Source organism: Nonomuraea jabiensis (assembly GCF_014204795.1).
Classification (GTDB): domain Bacteria; phylum Actinomycetota; class Actinomycetes; order Streptosporangiales; family Streptosporangiaceae; genus Nonomuraea; species Nonomuraea jabiensis.
The window spans coordinates 6554458-6571798 of the sequence record NZ_JACHMB010000001.1 but is presented as its reverse complement, the minus strand read 5'-3'; the positions used below and the strand labels follow the sequence as shown (position 1 = coordinate 6571798).

Here is a 17341-nt window from a genome sequence, read left to right as displayed (position 1 = left end):
CGACGCTGATGGCGGCGAGCTGGGCCACCTCTGAGCGCATTGTCCGCTTCGCTGAGCCGGCCGCAGAGCGTAGAAGCGCACGACGGCGACCGGCACCCGACGGCGACGCTGGCCGCCTGGGGTTCTTCGTCATCACCCTGGATGCGACGATCGTCAATGTCGCGCTGCCCTCGATCCGTGACGCGCTGGGTGGGGGCATCACCGGCCTGCAGTGGCTGGTGGACGGCTACACCCTGATGTTCGCCGCCCTGCTGCTGTCAGCCGGCGCCCTGTCCGACCGGATCGGGGCGCGCCGTGCGTTCGCCGGAGGGCTGGTGCTGTTCGTGATCGCCTCGGTCGCGTGCGGGCTGGCGCCGTCGCTGCCGGTGTTGATCGGCGCGCGCGTGGTGCAGGGGATCGGCGCGGCCGTCACCATGCCGACGTCGATGGCGCCGGTACGTCACGCCTTTCCGGACCCGGCACGCCGATCTCCGCCTCGCCCGGGTTCGAGCACGGGCTGCGCGTCAGCCTGGTCCTGACCGCCGTGGCGTTCGCCGCCACCCGGATGGCCGGTGGTGCATCACTGCGCGGAAGACGGTGAGTGGCCTGTTCGCGGGCAAGGTGGCCCTGGTGACCGGTGCCGTCATGGGCACCGGCTCGTACGCCGCCCGCGCGGCCGAGGTCCAGCCCGGCCCCGTCGTCGCCGTTATGGGCAACTACCTCCACGCGGTGTAGTCGTCGTGCATCACAGTCCCTGGCGACGGAGCGGTCCGTGCATCAGTTATGAATCTGTTACCAAAGGAAGGTGATGGGAAGGCAATCAGTGGGGATGGTAGATCTCGAAGTCCAGCAGAGGGCTTCCTCTCACGCGAACCAAGGCGTGCCTCTGCATGGGCTTTTTTCCATGGACGGGGCCGCCGGCACATCTGGGAGAAGTACGTGCCTGTCCTGACCATCACCTCTGACCAGCTCACCGCCGAGGACCTCCTGATCCGCCTGGCCGACCCGAACATCTCCCACCTGGACGCGGCGCGCATCCGCGAGCGTCTGGTGGAGATGCACGAGGGGCTGGTGACCGAGATCACCCGCCGCTACCGCTACCGCGGCGAGTCCATGGACGACCTGCGCCAGGCCGCCTACGTGGGGCTGATGAAGGCCGTCAACGGCTACGATCCCTCGCTCGGACACGATTTCAGGGGCTACGCCATGGTCACCATCCTGGGCGAGGTCAAGCGGCACTTCCGCGACCGCACCTGGGCGGTCCGGGTGCCGCGCGTCTACCAGGAACGCCGCATCGAGATCAACAAGGCCACGGCCGAGCTGACGCAGGTCCTCGGCCACTCGCCGACCGTCGCCGAGCTGTCCGCCAAGCTGGGCATCTCCGAGGAGGACGTGCTGCTGGCGATGGAGGCGTCCACCGCCTACTCGGCGCTGTCGCTGGACGCGCCGGTCGGCAGCGGCGACGAGGATGCGGCCGAGCTGGGCGACCTCCTGGCCGCGCAGGACCATTCGCTCGACACCCTGGTCGACGCGCAGGCGATCAAGCCGCTCATCGACGCCCTGCCGGCTCGGGAGCGGAACATCCTGCTGATGCGTTTCTACGGCAACATGACCCAGTCGGAGATCGCCCAGGAGTTCGGGATCTCGCAGATGCACGTCTCGCGCATCCTGCGTGCCGTGCTCACCAAGCTGCGCACCGCGTTGACGGCCTGATCCTCCGCCCTGACCGCCGACTCCGGCGTTCATCGCCGGACTTGTGGGGCTCTCATCAGAGCGGCTGCAACACGGGGTTCCGTGTTGCAGCCGCTCTTTCGCGCGTGGCGTGCCGGGAAGGCGGGCGGAGCGCCGTCACCGGCTCAGGTTCTTCAGGCCTTCTGCTTGAGCTGCGCCGGGCGGATTGCCACATCATCGATCTGGAACGCGGGTCCGGCGGTGCTCGCGTTCCAGACAAAGGTCCAGTCGACGCGGGTCGTGCCCGCGGGCGCGGTGAACGTGCCGGTTGCTTCGGTCCAGGCGGTCTTCCGAGCCAGGGAGATGGCGTCGGTACGCAGCACCGTGCCGGACTCGTCGCGCCACCGCACATTCCACGTGACGGCAGGCATGGTCGCCACGGCCTCCCGGTACCACAGCGACACCTGGTAGCTCGTACCGGCGACCACACCGCTGTATCCGGGGAAGTTGTCAAGCGCCACCGCGCTGCCGGACGCCTGGCTGCTGGTCATCTGCAGCGAGCCCGTGCCACCATGCGCGCCGCCGGTCTGGTGCGCCAGGCTGGACCCGTACCACGGAGTGTAGGGCGAGACCGTCGAGCCGGACTCGAAGTCCTGCTCGGCGATCGCCGGCGGGACGGGCGTGCCGCCGTCGAATGTGCTCCTGGCGTCCTGGCCGTACTGGGGGCCGACCCACTGCCCGGCCACGATGCGATTGCCCATGTCGGTGACCCTGAACTGCCACGGTCCTGTGTAGGTGTTGTCGTGCCAGGAGTTGTTCGACCCGTGGACGATCGACTGCTGGATCACGGCGCCCTTGTACGGCGACCAGTCAGGGTACGTGCCCCAGTTCGACAGCAGGGCCATGTGCCCGCAGTACTGCGTCGGGCAGCCGCCGTTGACCGCACTGGGGTCGAAGGCGAACGTGTTGTGGTGGATGTCGACGTTCTTCGTCCACCAGCGGCAGTTGGTGTAGAGCGGCTCGCTGGCGATGGCAGGAGCCGAGCACTGTGAGGTGTTGGTCGGTCCGACGATCAGCGTGCAGTCGCCGGTCGTCGAGGCCGGGCTGTTGCAGAACCGGTCGGCGTTCGCCCACGCGGTGATCCCGCCCCAGTTGTTCTGGAGCAGGTTGCCGGTGATCTCGATCTTGCTGGTCCGCGCGTTGAGGCGGGGCTCACCGTCCGCCTCGGACAGGTAGATCGCCGCTTCGGGGAACGGGTCGCCCTTCGCTGCCCGCTCGGCACCGGAGGCCCAGGCGTTGCCCCGGATGGTGTTGTTCCGGATCACGGCGTTGTAGCTGATCTCGTAGAAGATCGCGAGCGAGTCGTTGTCCTCGATGAGGTTGCCCTCGATGAGGAAGTCGTTGTTGTTGGTGTCCGCCCAGACCCCCGGCCCGTGGTTGCCGTGGACCCAGTTGCCGGTCACGTCGGCACCGTTCACCGCCCAGAACTTCATGCCACCGGTACATCCGCACCCAGGGATCTGGTGCTCCCAGTCCTGGGTGTTGTTGCCGGTGAACTCGTTGTCCGCCACGACCAGGCCGGTGATGGTGTTGCCTGCCTTGTACGCGTTCAGGCCGTACTGCCCGTTGTCCTTCAAGCAGTTGCCACGGATCTTGTTCGCGGCCCCGGCCATCAGCCCCGCGCCGGAGTTGTTGCGGATCGTGTTGTGCTCCACGACCCAGCCGTCGCCGGAGTCGTGGTTGACCACACCCTCATCGTGGGGCGCGACGAACCCGGTGATGGTGAGGTACCGGATCGTGACGCCGGTCGCCTGCTCACTGAACGCGTACCGGTTCAGCCCCTGCCCGTTCAGTACCGCGCCGGGCGCGCCGATGAACGTCGCGCCGTTGCCGGGCCTGATCTGGGCGTACTCGCCGGTGCCCAGCGTGTGCGTGCCGGTCTCGAAGTAGTACGTGGTGTTCGCCTGGCGTAAGTTCACCCCGCTGTTGTCGCCCGCAGGGACGACGACCGCGCCGGCGGGCGGCGTGGTCGGGCCGTTCAGCGACGAGCTGCCGCAGACCGCTGCCTTTGCCGTCGTCGAATCGAGTGCCTGAACGACCGCGTCGCCACTCGCCGGCGTCGCGCCGCCCATGACAACTGTGGCGAGGGCCACCAGCGCCACCGGCCAGGTTCTTCGCATTCCTGTTCTCCTCCAGGTTCTGACCAGCCTTGGGCGCACTCGACCGCCGGCCGTCGCCGCCGTAGCCGGAGCTCGCGCCTAACCTCAAGATCAAACGCTGAGAGAGTACTGCAGGACCGATGCCAGCGTCCCGCTGATCGCGACCCCGGCGGATGGAGACACCCAGCAGGCCACGACGCTGCCTGCTCGGCCCGTCGGCGCCGCTCCAGCAGCCGGTCGGGGACGTACGGGCCCGACCTCGGCTCGATCGAGCCTGTACGGGTGCCAATTTAGGTAGATCTTTCCGCATATCTCCTATAAGGGGATACATCGGACATTGCCTTCTACCTGGGACTTTACCTTCGCCGGAACCGTTGAACCCTCCTTGGGGTGCGCTTGACCTGCGGAAACATCAAGCTAACCTCGCTCTATCGCAGGCTTCCGGTCTATTCACATCGGTCACACGATTACCAATTTTGTCAGGATCCATGTGGATATATCCGGCCTCATTCAGGAGGTCCCCTCACTTCCATGACGCCAGAGACACAGAGGTTCATCGAACTGCTCCAGCGCCAGCTCGGCTATGCCGACAAGGGCTCGACCACGCAGGCATGGATCGGCCAGTTCGCGTGGACGGTGGCACACGCGAAGTGGTTCAAAGGACAGCACGCATGGGGGACGGTTCCGGTGCCCGGCGCGTTGGCCTTCTTTGACTGGAGCGGCTCCGGCAAGGTCGACGGCATCGACCACGTGGGCGTCGTGACGAAGGTCCAAGGCGACACGATCTTCACGATCGAGGGCAACACCGACGGCGGCGTCGTGGAGCGCAAAGAGCGCAGCACGAGCAGTGTCGTCGGGTACGGCTATCCGGAACGGGTCAAGACCCACCTGGACGCGACCAAGTCCGAAACACCCCACCAGCCCTCCGGCGATCACACGGGACAAGAGCATCCGTCCGGCGGCAAGGCAGTCCAGAGCTCCCATGGCCAGAAGCCCCAGGCCGCCGACGACCACGCGACCCCGGCGGGCGGCCGGGGCGGGGCTGACGAGCCGGGCCAGAACACCGCGGCCGGCCAGGGCACGAGTGTTGCGGACGGCTCGTACTCTCAGGGGCAGCCGGCTGACCCTGTGATTCCAGGCGACAACCAGGACGACCCTCAGTCCGCCACCCCAACCCCGACATCCGACACCCCGACCGCCACCCCAACTCCCACGGTCACCCCGACCTCCGACACGCCCTCGGCCACCCCAACGCCAACCGCCTCCGAGACATCCCCCACAGCCAGCGCGACCCCGACCTCCGGCACGCCCTCGGCCACGTCCACAGCCGGCGCATCGGTGCCGCAGACGGCTCCGGAAACCACTCCTTCGCCGACCGCCACCACCGCCGAACCGACCGAGCCCGCCGCTTCTTCCGAACCCGAGCCGACCTCTTCCCCCACGGAGGCGGCGGCCAAGTCCCAGTCCGAGCCGGCCGCCACCCCCACGCCGACCACCGCCCCCTCCTCGAGCGAGCCGCTCGCGTCCTCCGCGGCCGAGCCGCTCCCCGAGGAGAGCACCCCTGCCGCGCCGAAAGCGGCTGACCCCTCGATCGCGACGGCGTTCCCCACGCACCTCCAGGCCTCGGTCAGCGGCCCGCTGCCGAGCCTGTCCACTCCGGTGCTGGTCACGTCGGCCGTGGTCACCGTCGTGGCGCTGTTCGCGGTGTTCGTGGTGCTCAAGACCCGCGCCGGTGCCCGCTCGGCCGCCGCCGCCGCCGGGTACGCTCCCCCGAGCCCGCCCGTGCCGGTCGTCCCGCGACACGGCACCGCCGAGCCGGACGAGAGCACGGTGTGGAGACGGGAACTCCTGGAGGCCATCGAGGCTGCCGTGCTCCTCGACACCACCCCACCCGGCGAGCAGGACGGCGCTCCACCCGTACCCTCCCAGCAGGAGAACCGGCGACCCGACCCCGCTCTCGGCCCTCAGGAGCAGGACGCCTTGACCGAGCCGCTGGAGTCGATCGCCGACACCTGGCCCATCGTCATCCCTGCGGCGACGAGCCCGTTCAACGCCTTCACCCCGGCCGGCAGCACGGACGAGAACGCCCCCGACAACGGGCACAGCGGACACGGCGACCAGCACGCCGGCGATGAGGATGCCACCACCGGGAGGACGCCTCCGCCCCCCGACGCGCTCTAGCCGAAGGTTCGAGATTCGGTGTGTCAGTACGCCCTGGCCTTCGGCCTCCCGCTCACGACTTTCGAGGAACGGGCGCGCGAACACCTACGGGCCACCGCGTGGCCGCCATGATCAGATGGGCGAGGGATCGTGGCTGCTGAGCCTCGCCCGCAGCTCATCGGCGGTGCGGTGCCCCAGTTCGTCCAGGATGGCCAGCGAGAGGCGCCACGAGTCGACCGCCTGCGTGGGCCGACCGGCGGCGTGGAGCGAGTCACCGAGGTGGAGCAGGATTTCGGCCTCGTCGTAGCGGTGCCCGAGATCGCGGCACGAGGTGAGAGCACGCCGGTGGTGCGCGATCGCGTCCTGGAGATCGCCCCGGTGATAGTGGATCTCCCCCAGCGTGTCCAGGATATGACCTTGGGCGGATTTATCGCCCACTTCGGTGGCGATGGCCAGCGCCTTCTCGCCGGCCTGGAGTGCTCGCTCGTAGTCGCCGAGCGCGCACCGGCACCAGCCGATCAGGTTCAGGACGTAGGCTTCGGTGGCGGTCAGACGAGCCCGGCGAAGAGGATCGAGGGCCGCCTGCGCATGCCGCAGGGCCTCCTCCAGGCGTCCCCCATGGACGCAGGCCACGGCGATGTCGAAGAGGGAGAATGCTTCCTCGGCCAGATCGCCCGCCTCGCGCGCGAGCGCGAGGCCCCGGCGGAAGAGCGCGTACGCCTGCTCGAGATCCCCGCGTTCGGCGGCCGGCGGGACGAGCCACCGGTACGCGGCCGCCTGCGCTCGCCGATCGCCCGTGCGGACGGCCGCTTCCAGCGCGACGTGCAGGCAATCGAGGAGTTCCTGCCGGTGACCTCGCCGGAGCAGCCAGAACTGGAAGGCCGACACCAACTGGACGACCTGGGCGTACAGGCCGTCGGCCATCGCCTGGCGCAGGACCGCCGTCAGGACCGCGTGCTCGGCCTGGAACCAGGCCAGCGCCTGCCGGTGTTCCGCCGGGTGCTCGGCTCGCACGCCCGGGGAGGCAGGCTCGGGGGCTTCCAGCCACTCGGCCGGCACGTACAGCCGTATCGCCGCCTCGTACGCGGTGTGCAGGTAGTGTTCGACCACTCGGCGCGCCGCGGCACGTCGCTGCGCCGGCTGCTCCGTCTCGCCCGCGAGCTCTCGCGCGAAGGCACGGAGCAGGTCGTGGCAGGCGTACCGGCCATGCGTGACCTCCGTGACCAGGTGCGCGTCGAGCAGGACGTCGAGGAGCCGCCGGATCCGCGCCGGGTCGACGCCCGCCAGGCTGGCGGCCGCCGCCGCGGTGAGGTCCGGTCCAGGATGTACGGCGAGCAACCGGAACAGGCGGGCCACGTCGTCGGGCAGCACGTCGTAGGAGCGGGCCAGCACCACCCGCAGACTGGTGGCCGAGTCCGTGGTGGCCAGCCCGCCCAGATCACCGCCGGCCCGGCGCAGGTCCGCGGCCAGGGCGCTCAGCGGCATGGCAGGGCTCGTGACCGCCCGGCCCGCGGCGATCGCCAGGGCCAGGGGAAGCCGCGCGCACGCGGTGATGATCTCGTCGGTGGCGTCCGGGTCGGCCTCGACCCTCCGCCGGCCGAGGCGGTGGGCGAGCAGCTCACGGGACTCCGCCTGCGCGAGCACGTCCAGCGTGATCAGCCCGGCTCCCTCCTCGGCGATCAGGCCGCTCAACTGGCGGCGGCTGGTGACGATGACGCTGCAGTGAGGGCCGCCGGGCAGCAGCCAGCGCACCTGCTCGACGTCACGGGCGTTGTCGAGCACGACCAGGACGCGTTTGTCCGCCAGCGTCGTCCGGTACAGCGCTGCCCGGGCCGGCAGATCCTCAGGGATCCGCTGCGGCGGCACGCCCATGGCCTCCAGGAAGGCCGTCAGCGCGTCCTGCGGATCAGCCGCGTCGTTGGCCGGGCCGAAACCCTGCAAGTTCACATAGAGCTCGCCGTCCTTGAACCGGCCACGTGCCCGGTGGGCCCAGTGCAGCGCCAGGGACGTCTTGCCGACTCCGGCCGTGCCGGAGACGATGCAGATCCTCGTCCCTCCCACGCCCGCGTCGAGCTGCCGGTCCAGCTCCGCCAGTGAACCCGCACGCCCCGCGAACCCGGGCACGCCGACCGGCAGCTGCCGTGGCGGGGGCGAAGCAGTCATCGCGGATGCCGCCGGCTCAGGCTCCCGGCCCGTGAACCCGTCCGCCTCCGCCGGTGGCCCGAGCTCCGCCCGGGCTGCCGCGGCGAGCGCCTCCTGTTCCCGCGGGTCCAGCCCGAGGGCTTCGGTCAGGGCCCGGAGCGACGCGCTCCGGGGCCGATCCACAGCATCGTTTTCGAGCCGGCGAATGGTGCGGACGTTGACTCCGGCCCGATCGGCGAGCTCGTCCTGGGTCAGCAGCGCCCGGTTCCGCCAGGCCCGGAGAAGCGTTCCCAGGCTTCGGCACTCCTCACCGGCGTCGACGTCGGCATCGTCTCCTGTCCCAGCAGACATGACACTTCCCCGATCTAGGTGCCGGCGATGGGCACTTGCCATGACACCACAATGTCCCACGGGTGTTGAGCCGACGGCGGAGTCAGCCGGGGCACACGGTGCCGAGGAGGGTCTTCTCGCCGTCCACGGCCGTGCGCCGAGCTGACCGCCATATCGGCGGTCCTCCCCCTCTGAATCAGGACCAGTCGTCGAGGTCTTCCCAGAGCAGCCAGCGGTGCTTGGTGAAGAGCCAGTCGTGGGTGAGCCGCTCCTGAGCCAGGTGCTCGCACAGTGCCAGCACGAATGCCCGGAACGCGACGACCTCGCCGGAGTGGAAATCGTTCACCACCTCGTCGAGGAGGTGCGGGCTGCCGCCACCCCGGTGAAAGGGCTCGGCGCCGTTCAGTTCCCTGAGCGTCAAAGAGGTCACCCGCTCTCCCGCCACCCAGTAGTCGAATCTGTGGCTGGTCACGCCCGAGAACACGTTGAGCGCCCGCCCCCCGGCGGACAGATCGCGGAGCGTTTCCGGGTACGAGCCCTTGTCGCCGTAGGTGGGTTCGACGACGACGGTCCAGTCGCCGAGCCGGCCCGCGATCGCCGAGCAGGGCCACCCCGCGATCTCCCGGGCCTCGAAGCCCTCGTTCTCGGCTTCGACGACGTCGTATCTGCGCCCGGTGTCCGGCCCGCTGCCGAAGGCGACGGCGACCGCGTCCACATCGAGCCCTTCGACCCAGGTGACGCACATGGTCTCGTCGAAGTAGCCGACGACGTCCAGGTAGTAGCTCTCCTTTTCACGCATGTACACGTCCGCCTCCGCATGGGCCGGGCACCGTTCAGGAGACGGTATCGGGACCAGAAGATGCTCTGAGTCGATCCGCCGGTAACCCGCAGCCGATGGCGATAGGGACTTACTCGCCTGCGTGCACGCGGTGACGCTTACCAGGCGACCGGCAGTTCGTGGACGCCGTAGGCGGACTTGTCGTGCCGGAACTTCACCTCCTCCAGCGGCACGGCCAGGCGCAGCCCCGGTAGCCTGCGCAGCAATGCCGGCAGCGCGACCTGCAGTTCCACCCGTGCCAGGTTCTGCCCGAGGCACTGGTGGACGCCGTAGCCGAAGGCCAGGTGCCCGCGGGTGTTGCGGGCGAGGTCCACGGTGTCGGGCTGGTCGAGGAACACCGTGTCCCGGTTGGCGTCGGGCAGGTTGACGGTCACCGCTTCGCCGGCCCGGATGAGGTGCCCGCCGATGGTGAGGTCCTCGGTGGCCACCCGTACGATCATGTCCTGCGCGATGGACAGATAACGCAGCAGTTCCTCGACGGCGTTCGCCACCACGGCGGGGTCGTCGGTGTCGCGGATCCGGGCGGCCTGATCCGGGTTCTGCAGCAGGGCGAGGGTGCCCAGGCCGATCATGTTGGCCGTGGTCTCGTGCCTGGCGAACAGCAGGATCATGCCGTTCATGGCGGCTTCTTCGCGGCTGAGCTGGCCCGTGGCGACCCGCTCGGTGAGCAGGCGGCTGATGAGGTCGTCCCCCGGCTCGCGTTCCTTGCGCTCTACCAGACCGAGCAGGTACGCGAACAGCGCCCCGCTCGCCTCCCCCTTCTCCTGCGGCGAGGCGTCCGCGCGGTTCATGGTGGCGCTGTGCCGCTGGAAGGACTAACGCTACCTCGCGCTCGTCCTCGACGCCCTGTCTCCTGACGCGGCCAGCCCGCTGCCGGCCGCGGCTCCCCCGCTGGAGCTGCGGCGTCCGGGCAGCTGGCCCCTCTGACCACGCCCGCGGACTCCGGCGGCGGCGCGGGCGGCCTCGGGACGGACGCTGCGGTCGGAGGGTGATCGTCAGGCGTCCTGGGGGACGGTGTCGCCGATGGGAGTGGCCGCCTGGTCGGCGGCGGCGTGCCGGGTGCGGGCGATCCCCCAGCCGACGAGGGCCGCCGCGACGATGGTGAGGGTGAGGCCCGCGACGGTGACGGCCTGGTGGAACTCGCCGGTCTGCCGGGGGCTCCAGCGGGAGGTGGCGAGGTCGCCGGTGAACAGGGCGGCGAGGATGGTGCCGGTGATGGCGATGCCGGCGCCCGAGGTGACCTCGGTGGCGGTGTCGACGAGCGCGGTGCCGATCGTGGTCCGGTTCTCGGGCAGGCCGCGGACCACGTTGAGCCCGGCGACGACGCCGACCACGCGCATCCCCGCCGCCACGAGCACGAGCGCGATCGCGACCCACGGGTAGCCGAACCGGCCGAGCAGGCCGTAGACGGCGAGGCCGGACACGACCGCCGCGGCGCTGCTCCAGGCGGCCCGGTCCAGGCCGACGCGCCGTACGTACGGGCTGACCAGCGCGCTGCCCGCGATGAGGACGGCGACCTGCGGCAGCATCCCGACGGCGGCCAGTGCGGGCGTCCAGCCCCAGTCGAGCTGCAACTGCAGCGTCACCATGTAACCGAGCCCGGCGGTCGCCAGCCCGGCGGCGGCCTTGTAGGCCAGGCCGCTGGAGACCAGGGGAAGGGCGAGGAGCTTCAGGTCGAGCAGCGGATGGCGGGCCAGGCGCTCGCGCAGGACGAAGCAGATCGCCGTCACGGCGGCCCCGGCGGTGGCCGCCCAGGGCGCCCAGAAGCCGGCGCCCTCCTCCACGAACAGCGTCGGCGCGAGGAGCGCGAGCACGATCGCCGCCGTGCCCAGCAGCATCCCAGGCACGTCGAGGGGGTCGCGGTGGAGGCCGGCCGGGTCGTCGGCGGCGATGCCGGAGCGCACGCAGACGAACGCGAGCGCGGCGACCGGCACGTTCACCAGCAGCAGGGCCTGCCAGGGCGCGATCGCCAACACCAGGCCGCCCGTCGTCGGGCCGATCGCGAGCCCGACCAGGCCGACGGTCGAGATGAGGGTCAGCGCGCGCACGCGCAGGCCGTCCTCGTCGAACAGCCGGAACGCCAGCGCCATCGAGCCCGGGGTCGTCATCGCCGCGGCGACCCCCATCGCCGCCCGGACGGCGATCAGCTGCTCGGCGGTGGTGACCACGGCGGTCGCCAGGCTCGCCGCACCGAGCAGGACCAGCCCGATCAGCATGATCCGGCGCCGGCCGAACCGATCGGCGATCGCGCCGAAGGCCGGCATCGACCCGCCGAACACGACCGCGTAGGCGCCCGTCACCCACTGCAACGCGGTCGTCGAGGCGTGCAGCTCGCGTCCGATCACGGGCAGCGCGACGTTCAGGATCGAGTTGTCCAGCATCTCGAAGAGGAACACCGCCGACAGTCCCGCCAGCGCGACCCACGCCTCCCGCAGCGACCGGGGGGTGCGGCCAGGCTCATCCATGGCGGACTCCACTCACGTCGTGAGCCCGACGGGGCGCCTGATCGGGCTCACGGGGCGGGCCGGTCACCCCCACCCCGCACGGGACGCGGTCGCGGTGGCGCGCGGCGACAATGACAGTGGTCTGTTCGAAGGACATGCCATTAGGTTATGTCACTAAGTTAAGTGACACAAGGAAGTGGGGTCGGATGCCCAGGACCGGACCGCGAGGCGGGCCGCAGACGCGCGCGAAGATCTCGGAGGTCGCGACCCGGCTGTTCCTGGAACGCGGATTCGACACGGTCACGGTCACCGAGGTCGCGCGGGAGGCCGGGGTGTCGGCCGTGACGGTCTTCAAGCACTTCCCGCGCAAGGAGGACCTCCTGCTGGACCGCGAGGTCGACGCCGCCGGGCTCCTGCGCTCAGCGGTACGCGACCGCGCCCCGGACACCGGAGTGCTCGAGTCCCTGCGCGACATGGCGTTCCGTCTCCTCGAGGAGCGGCACGCCCTGTCCGGCCTCAAGGAGGGGTCCGCCCCCTTCTTCCGGACCGTCGCGGCCTCGCCGGCACTGGTCGCCCGAGCCAGGGAGATCGCCTCCGACCTCCAGCAGGCCCTCGCCGACGACCTCGAACACGACCCGGCCTTCGACGGCGACGCCCCGCTGCTCGCCGCCTTCTTCATCGCCGGCTACACCACGGTGCTGGTGCGGACCGCCCGGCGCCTGATCGCCGGAGAACCGGCCGACGCCGTCGCGGACGACCACCGCGCCCGCCTGGAGCGCCTGTTCGACGCCCTCGGCAGCGGAGTCGTGCCATGATCAACGCCGGGTAGCGTGACCGCACTGGATCAACTGCCGTCAATGTGTGAAGGTGACGCCGATGTTGAACTACGGCCTCGACATGTCCGGCATAGAGCTCGACCTCGCTCTGCCCGACCTGGTGGCCGAAGGGGATGAGCTCGACGCCCTGGTCTCGGCGCAGGCCGACTGGTCGAAGCCCACGCCGGCGGTGGGGTGGACGATCGCCCACCAGATCGCTCATCTTGCCTCAGCCGACGCAAACGTTCTCATCGCCATACGGACCCCGGAGGCGTTCGACGCCGTGCTGAAGCAGGCGGAAGCCGCCGGCAGCCGATACGCCGATCTCGACGCCGCCGAGGGAGCGGCCGAACCGCGATCGGTGCTGCTGGAACGGTGGCGCGCCGGTCGCGCCGAGGTGGCGGCGGAGCTACGTGACGTTCCGCCGGACCAGGGGTTTCCGTGGTACGGCTCGCAGTTGACCGCGGCGCTCATGGTGCCGCTTCGGCTGATGGAGACGTGGGCTCACGGGCAGGACGTCTTCGACGCGGTGGGGGTCTCGCGCCGTCCGACGGGCCGGCTCAAGCATGTGGCCTCGTTGGGGGTGGTCGGGCGAGAGCTGTCGTTCCATGCGGCGCAGTTGCCTCCTCCTGCAGAGCCGTTCCGGGTCGAGCTGGCCGGTCCCGACGGCCAGACCTGGGTGTGGGGCCCGGAGGATGCCGCGCAACGGGTTCGGGGCAGCGCTCTCGACTTCTGCCTTCGCGTCACCCGGCGCAGGTCCCGGGCCCAGACCGACCTCACGGCGGTCGGCGAGGATGCGCAGAAGTGGCTCGACATCGCTCGCGTCTTTCTCTGACGAGGCTGCCCGTCGGTCCCCTCACCCCAGGCTGAGGTCGAACGTGCCCGGCAACCGGAAACCGGGGGTTCACCGATCGACCCAGCCGAGCGCGGCGGGGTCGCGGCGGCGGCCTGCCCGCGTACGGCGGCCACCCGCGTGTAGGAGCCTGGCGTGCTGGTGAGGTACCCCTCGGCGAGGAGCTGGTTGTAGGCCTCGACCACGACGCCGCGGGAGACGCCGATCTCGGTGGCGAGCCGGCGCGAGGAGGGAAGCGAGGTGCCGTGGCGCAGGCGGCCCGTACGGATGCCGTCGCGCAGGACCGCCTCGATCTGCCGGTGCAGCGGCGTGGCGCCGGACCGGTCGAGCTCCACCAGCAGATCGTGCACCAGCGTCGAGTTCACCATGCTCACCCGTCGCAGCGTAGCGAGGCTCAACCCGCGGCGAAGGCGCCGACGGAGGCCGCGCACAGCAGCAGCCCCGCGGCGTGCGCCAGGCTGGTCCGCTCCCGCAGCACCAGGGCGGCCAGGGCGACCGTGAAAGCAGGGTAGAGGGAGGTGATCACAGCCGAGACCGCGAGCGTCGCCTCGCGGGTGGACAGGGCGTACAGCACGGTCGAGCAGACGCCCAGGACGCCCGGCCAGACCGCCGCCCATGGCACCCGCGCCGCCCCGGCGGGCCGGTCGACGGTTCGGGCCGCGCCCCGGCGGCCGGCCAGCACGAAGACGGCCAGGACGGCGACGGCGGACAGCTGGCTCGCGGCCACCGGCCACAGGCCCGCGGTGTCCCCGGCCCGGTCGAGGCAGACGAACAGGGCGGCGAACCCGAGCCCGGCCAGCAGCCCCTCGACCACCCCACCGCCGCCGCGCCGGCCCGGCTGCGCGGCGACCAGCCAGATCCCGGGGATGGCCAGGCCGACGCCGACGACCGCGAGCGAGGTGAACTCGCCGCCGGACAGCAGGTCGATCGGGATGGGCAGGCCGGCCGCGCCGACGGCCGACAGCGGGCCGGCCACGTTCATCCGGCCCCGGGACAGCCCTCGGTAGAGGGCCAGCGTGCCGACCGCCCCGCCGAGTCCGGCGCCGATCCCCCATCCGATCGCGCCCGGCTCGGGGCGGGCGCTGACGGCGAGCGCGGCGGCCAGGCCGCCGATCGCGGCTGCGGCCTGCCCGACCAGCCCGACCAGCGCGTAGTGGCGGCGGCGCGACAGCAGCCCGCCGAGAAAGTCCGAGGCGCCGTACAGGGCGGCGGCGGCCAGGGCGAGCAGGATCGCCGCCGGCATCAGCGCTCACCGCCCATGCCGTCCCGGGAGATCATGGCCGGGATGAGGATGGCCGCGACCGCCGGGTGCATCGCGCACAGCACGGCCTTGGTGCCGGCGGTGGCCTCGACGCCGAGGATCGGCACGAAGGACAGCATCAGGGCCGCGACGGCGAGCCACAGCAGGGTGCTGGACAGCACCGCGGCCCCGCCCCCTAGAGCTCTCGCGGGCCACGTGATGGATCGGGGGGTTCCGGTTTCGGTGAGTGTCGTCATGAGTTCTTCCGGTGGTGACGTGAGGTGCGTGACCACCATGCTGCTGGCGGATTGGACGGGGCGACAGGGCCGATTTCGATCCGCAATGGAGGTCCGATCTCGCCGGCCGCCGCTCCGGGCCACGTATATTCGCCTGTCATCCGGGCAGTGGAAGAACCCGCTCCTGGATAGCGGAAAACCGTGTGCGTCCGTAGGCACAGGAGGAGATGAATATGTCCCGGAAGGAAAAGGCCAAGGGCAAGGCCGAGGAGATCAAGGGCATGGCCAAGGAGCGTGTCGGCGATGCCACCGACAACGAGTCTCTGCAGGCCAGGGGGAAGGCAGAGAAGGCCAAGGCCAATCTGCGGCAGGCGAAGGAGAAGGCGAAGGACGCCTTCAAGAAATAGCGTGACGGAGGGCGGCGGAAGCTTTTCTGGAATGGGCTTCCGCCGCCCTCCGGTGGTTCTTGGTTTGGACGTCAAGGTCGGGGCAGATGCGGGTCATGAATGGACAGGACGAGATGCCCGCGGACCTGCCGGCCGCGGCCGGCCGCGTCAACGGAGAGAGCGACACCATCGCCGCCCGGGCCGGAGTTGAGGTCCGGGAGACCCGGCGGCCGATACCGGCGGAGCCCATCGACCCGCCGCTCGACCCCGAGCAGAAGGTCGAGCAGGAACGGCACGAGGCGGTCGAAGACGGGGAGGACGTCCGCCCCGACGCCGAGCCCACCGACTGAGACCCGGCCGGCAAGAGACCGATCGAATCGATTCGACTACCTTGCCGGCCTCCGCGGGGCCTACGAGCGTCTGCGCCGCTCGTGGGCGGCGGCCAGGTGGAGGTAGGCGCTGGCCGTCCAGGTGTAGGCGCGGTCGCGCAGTCCCTCGCCGGTGCGGGCGTCGAAGTTCTCGGCGAACCCCGACGCCTCGCACAGCGCGCGGAAGCGGGCGCTGATCTCGTCGGCCAGGTCCGGATAACCGGCGCGGCGCAGCCCGTCCTCGATCAGGACGGTCGAGGGCGCCCAGATGGGGCCGCGCCAGTAGCCGTCGTCCAGGTAGTGCGGCGAGCCGGGCAGCTCGGTGGCGGGCCCGAACGCGGTCAGGTGCCGCTCGATCCGGGCGGCCAGCGCCGCCCGGACGGGGCGCGGCAGCTCCTCCCCCAGCACGATCGGCATGAGGTCGAGCAGGCTGGAGCTGGACCAGGTACGTCCCGAGAGCGCGCCACGGGCGACGAACTTCTCGCCGTCCCACAGCTCGGCGAGGAGCGCGTCGCGCATCCGGTCGGCCTGCGCGCTCCACCGGGCGGACGTGCCCGGGTCGGGGGCCAGGCGGGCCAGCTCGTGCAGCTGCAGCACGAGGAACGCGGCCAGGTCGGCGGTCTCGACGACGCGCTCGGGGTCGAAGGTGGTGGCGTTGTCCCAGCCGCTGTCGTTGCCGTGCTGGTAGTGCGGCAGCTCGCGGCCGGGGGCGCGGCGGGCCTCCAGCCAGAAGGTGGTCCAGCGTTCCAGCAGCGGGTAGACCTCCGGCGCCGGAGGGAGATGGCGCAGGGCCCAGCCGTGGATGGGGGGCTTGACGAAGTTGTAGAGGATCTCGGAGTGGGTGACGGAGTCGGGCAGCGCGCCGGCGGCGTCCTGGTGGTCGAAGGGCAGGCGGAACTGGTCCCAGGCCAGGCCGGGCAGCCCCTCGGCCAGGGCGATGGCGTTGAAGCAGTGGTCCCAGCTCCACACCTTGTCCATCCAGTGCTTGGACATGAGCACGGCCGGCCGGGTGACGAACCCGGCGGGGCGCACGGTGGCCGACCACAGCACGTAGGCGGCCAGTTCGGCGGCGGGCGTGCGTTCGCCGCGCCAGGGCGCGACCGCCGCGGCGAACGCGTCGAACTCGGCCCGCGCCGCCTTGGCCACCTGCTCGAAGGTGTCGCCGCCGAGGTAGGGGGCGCGGGCGGTCTCGTACTCCTCGATGGCGATCTCCCACTCGCCGCCGAGGACGAGACCGCGTTCGGCGCCGCCCAGCGCCTGCGCGCCGAGAGGGTCGGCCTGCCCGCCGAGCAGGGTGATCCGGTAGCGGCGGCCGGTCTGGTAGACGGTGAAGACGTACGATCCGTCGACGGGATCCCGGTAGAAGTACGGGCCGCTGAACGGCGTCAGGACCGGGTCGGCGGCCAGCAGGCGGAGCCCGAGGCCCCGGCCGCGCACGCGTACGGTGTCGGCGCTCTCGTAGGCGAGGTCGATCCGGCCGCCGCCACCGCTCCAGGTGAGCTGGTGCGGGGTGGCGCTGACGGCGGTCTCGGCCGTGGGGACCAGCCGCAGGATCGCGTGCATGCCGGTCTGGTGCGAGACCAGGTGCACGTCCTCGGCGTAGGTCTTCTCCGCCACCACGGGCGAGAAGCCGAACCACGACCCGCGGTAGCTGAACGGGATGTCCCGCAGGGAGAACACCGGGCCTGAAGCGGCGACGGTCATGAAGAGGCGGTCCCTT

General features: G+C 70.8%; 16 protein-coding genes and 1 pseudogene. 8 read left to right on the top strand and 9 right to left on the bottom strand.

The features are described 5' to 3' along the window. Positions 1-8: 8 nt before the first annotated feature. The 3 genes from HD596_RS29990 (at position 9) to HD596_RS29980 (ending at position 1692) form a co-directional block, all read left to right on the top strand. Complete coding sequence (locus HD596_RS29990; RefSeq protein WP_185072630.1) at positions 9-518, top strand: MFS transporter; 510 nt, start codon at positions 9-11, stop codon at positions 516-518. A gap of 58 nt (positions 519-576) precedes the next feature. Next, entirely contained in the window at positions 577-714 is a 138-nt protein-coding gene (locus HD596_RS29985) for a hypothetical protein (RefSeq protein ID WP_185072629.1), read from the top strand. Between the two features lie 204 nt (positions 715-918). Then, entirely contained in the window at positions 919-1692 is a 774-nt protein-coding gene (locus HD596_RS29980) for a SigB/SigF/SigG family RNA polymerase sigma factor (RefSeq protein ID WP_313045084.1), read from the top strand. A 152-nt stretch (positions 1693-1844) separates the two neighbouring features. Here the strand turns inward: HD596_RS29980 and HD596_RS29975 are convergent, their stop codons facing one another. Next, complete coding sequence (locus tag HD596_RS29975; protein WP_185072627.1) at positions 1845-3830, bottom strand: right-handed parallel beta-helix repeat-containing protein; 1986 nt, start codon at positions 3828-3830, stop codon at positions 1845-1847. Positions 3831-4340: 510 nt separating this feature from the next. Between HD596_RS29975 and HD596_RS62195 the strand changes: the two genes are divergently transcribed. Continuing rightward, the gene (locus HD596_RS62195) at positions 4341-5990 is read left to right on the top strand and encodes a CHAP domain-containing protein (protein WP_246554948.1); all 1650 of its coding nucleotides are present in this window, start codon (positions 4341-4343) and stop codon (positions 5988-5990) included. Between the two features lie 111 nt (positions 5991-6101). Here HD596_RS62195 and HD596_RS29965 read toward each other — a convergent pair whose 3' ends face one another. From HD596_RS29965 to HD596_RS29950, 4 genes are all read right to left on the bottom strand, one after another. Continuing rightward, complete coding sequence (locus tag HD596_RS29965) at positions 6102-8462, bottom strand: ATP-binding protein (RefSeq protein ID WP_185072626.1); 2361 nt, start codon at positions 8460-8462, stop codon at positions 6102-6104. Between the two features lie 175 nt (positions 8463-8637). Further along, a complete protein-coding gene (locus tag HD596_RS29960; RefSeq protein ID WP_246557062.1) occupies positions 8638-9240 on the bottom strand; it encodes a DUF6461 domain-containing protein in 603 nt (200 codons plus the stop codon). A 137-nt stretch (positions 9241-9377) separates the two neighbouring features. Further along, positions 9378-10070 carry a cytochrome P450 gene (locus HD596_RS29955; protein ID WP_185072624.1) on the bottom strand — a complete coding sequence of 231 codons (693 nt, stop codon included), beginning with the start codon at positions 10068-10070 and terminating at the stop codon, positions 9378-9380. Between the two features lie 204 nt (positions 10071-10274). Then, positions 10275-11744 carry an MFS transporter gene (locus tag HD596_RS29950; protein WP_185072623.1) on the bottom strand — a complete coding sequence of 490 codons (1470 nt, stop codon included), beginning with the start codon at positions 11742-11744 and terminating at the stop codon, positions 10275-10277. A gap of 185 nt (positions 11745-11929) precedes the next feature. On the opposite strand from HD596_RS29950, the gene HD596_RS29945 reads away from it, so the two are divergent. Beyond that, entirely contained in the window at positions 11930-12538 is a 609-nt protein-coding gene (locus tag HD596_RS29945) for a TetR/AcrR family transcriptional regulator (RefSeq protein ID WP_185072622.1), read from the top strand. 46 nt (positions 12539-12584) lie between these two features. After that, positions 12585-13373, top strand: a complete 789-nt coding sequence (locus tag HD596_RS29940) for a TIGR03084 family metal-binding protein (RefSeq protein WP_313045076.1) — start codon at positions 12585-12587, stop codon at positions 13371-13373. Positions 13374-13516: 143 nt separating this feature from the next. On the opposite strand, the pseudogene HD596_RS29935 reads toward HD596_RS29940, so the two are convergent. The 3 genes and pseudogenes from HD596_RS29935 to HD596_RS62190 form a co-directional block, all read right to left on the bottom strand. After that, positions 13517-13759: pseudogene (locus HD596_RS29935) on the bottom strand (GntR family transcriptional regulator); the annotation flags it as partial. 26 nt (positions 13760-13785) lie between these two features. Continuing rightward, positions 13786-14634, bottom strand: a complete 849-nt coding sequence (locus HD596_RS29930; RefSeq protein WP_185072621.1) for an EamA family transporter — start codon at positions 14632-14634, stop codon at positions 13786-13788. Next, the gene (locus HD596_RS62190) at positions 14634-14813 is read right to left on the bottom strand and encodes a DUF6069 family protein (RefSeq protein ID WP_185072620.1); all 180 of its coding nucleotides are present in this window, start codon (positions 14811-14813) and stop codon (positions 14634-14636) included. Before HD596_RS62190 ends, HD596_RS29930 begins: the two co-directional genes overlap by 1 nt. 287 nt (positions 14814-15100) lie before the next feature. Between HD596_RS62190 and HD596_RS29920 the strand changes: the two genes are divergently transcribed. Both HD596_RS29920 and HD596_RS29915 read left to right on the top strand, forming a co-directional pair. After that, positions 15101-15274: a CsbD family protein gene (locus tag HD596_RS29920; RefSeq protein WP_185072619.1), complete on the top strand. Its 174-nt coding sequence runs from the start codon at positions 15101-15103 to the stop codon at positions 15272-15274. 95 nt (positions 15275-15369) lie between these two features. Further along, a complete protein-coding gene (locus HD596_RS29915; protein ID WP_185072618.1) occupies positions 15370-15603 on the top strand; it encodes a hypothetical protein in 234 nt (77 codons plus the stop codon). A gap of 60 nt (positions 15604-15663) precedes the next feature. On the opposite strand, the gene HD596_RS29910 is transcribed toward HD596_RS29915, so the two are convergent. After that, positions 15664-17325: an amylo-alpha-1,6-glucosidase gene (locus HD596_RS29910; protein ID WP_185072617.1), complete on the bottom strand. Its 1662-nt coding sequence runs from the start codon at positions 17323-17325 to the stop codon at positions 15664-15666. Between the last annotated feature and the right edge of the window lie 16 nt (positions 17326-17341).